The organism is Methanocalculus sp. (assembly GCF_029762515.1).
In the GTDB taxonomy this organism is placed as follows: domain Archaea; phylum Halobacteriota; class Methanomicrobia; order Methanomicrobiales; family Methanocorpusculaceae; genus Methanocalculus.
In genome coordinates, this window is record NZ_JARVGN010000537.1 from 1 (window position 1) to 1,269 (window position 1,269).

Annotated in this window: 2 protein-coding genes and 1 pseudogene; all 3 read right to left on the reverse strand. The window is 51.4% G+C overall.

Features of this window, described 5'->3' with window-relative positions; all coding sequences use genetic code 11:
• A pseudogene (locus QCH34_RS12935) lies at nucleotides 1-394 on the reverse strand (NADH:ubiquinone oxidoreductase); the annotation flags it as partial.
• Nucleotides 391-735, reverse strand: coding sequence for a sodium:proton antiporter (locus QCH34_RS12940; RefSeq protein WP_300334733.1), 345 nt, complete (start codon nucleotides 733-735; stop codon nucleotides 391-393). The pseudogene QCH34_RS12935 and the gene QCH34_RS12940, both read right to left, overlap by 4 nt.
• Nucleotides 735-1,199 (reverse strand): MnhB domain-containing protein, encoded by a 465-nt coding sequence (locus QCH34_RS12945; RefSeq protein ID WP_300334734.1) that lies wholly within the window; start codon nucleotides 1,197-1,199, stop codon nucleotides 735-737. The genes QCH34_RS12940 and QCH34_RS12945 overlap by 1 nt, the downstream gene beginning before the upstream one ends.
• Nucleotides 1,200-1,269: the final 70 nt, after the last annotated feature.

Here is a 1,269-nt window from a genome sequence, read left to right on the forward strand (position 1 = left end):
TTCCCGCCATCAGCAGGAAGAGAAGGGCATAGTACCCGTCCTGTCCGCTCTGTTCGGATTCACTTGAGATCGAGTACAGCGTGGCGGCAAACATCATGATCGCTGCTGTCAGGATCATGAATGCAGACATCGCATCGATCACAAAGAGGATCCGAATCGGCACACCGCCGGAATCAAATGGTATTGCCTGTGCAGGATCGAAGGCACCGAAGGCGTAGACGATTGTTCCCTGTGTCAGGACTTCCCAGACGAGAAGGAGGGCTGCTGCCACAGTTGCGAGCATCGCAATGATTGCCCATGAGTTGCGCATCCTCTTGCCTGCCAACCCGATGAGTGGCATTGCAAATGCCGCGAGCAGGGGTATGGCGAGTAATAATGCTGCATATTGGCTCATTCCCGAAGCCTCCTGATGTTGTTCGTCTCAACTGACCCATATTTTCGGTAGATCATGATGGCAAAGGCAAGGAGAAGCGCTGTTGTCGCAAATCCGATGACAATGTTTGTGAGGGTCATCGCCTGCACGGTGGGGAGCACCATCTCCCCACCCGGAGCATTGGTAAAGATGGGGGCGATCCCTCCTTCCCGGTACCCGAGGGTAACGAGGAAGAGGTTTGCCGCACCTTCGATGATCGCAAGCCCCATGATCATCTTGATCAGATTCTTCTTCAGGAGAATCGTTGCGATTCCGATGCCTGCGATCAGGACCACAGCCAGGTATGGTATCTGTTCGATCATCAGATCTTCTCCTTTATTCCAGAGAGGAGTGCAAGCAGGATCACGCTGATCGCTCCAACGACTTCAATGCCAACTGCAATATTCATGATTGGGATCAGCCCTCCGGTATTCAGGTTTGCTACACCGGATCCAAATGCAACGATATCACCAAAGATGAATCCACCTGGTGATAACCAGTTAAAGAAGAATCCCGCACCGAGCATCATTGCAGATAATGCAGCAATGATGAAGAGGAGGAGACCGGTTGACTCCAAAGTCTTCATCATCACCTGCCTCACAATTTTTGTGCTCTCAGTATACCTGTATGCCAGAAGGAGGAGGAGAACTCCCGATGCGAGAATGGCACCGCCCTGAAACCCTCCGCCGGGTGTCAGATGTCCATGGATAATAATATAAAATCCATATATCAGGATGAACGGAAAGAGAATATCCGCTGTTGTTTTGACGATAGAACTCATCTGCATTAATCTTCCCTCCGTCTTCGCAGAACGAGGCTGGCACCGAGAGCTGCTGTAAAGAGCACTGCCGCTTCTC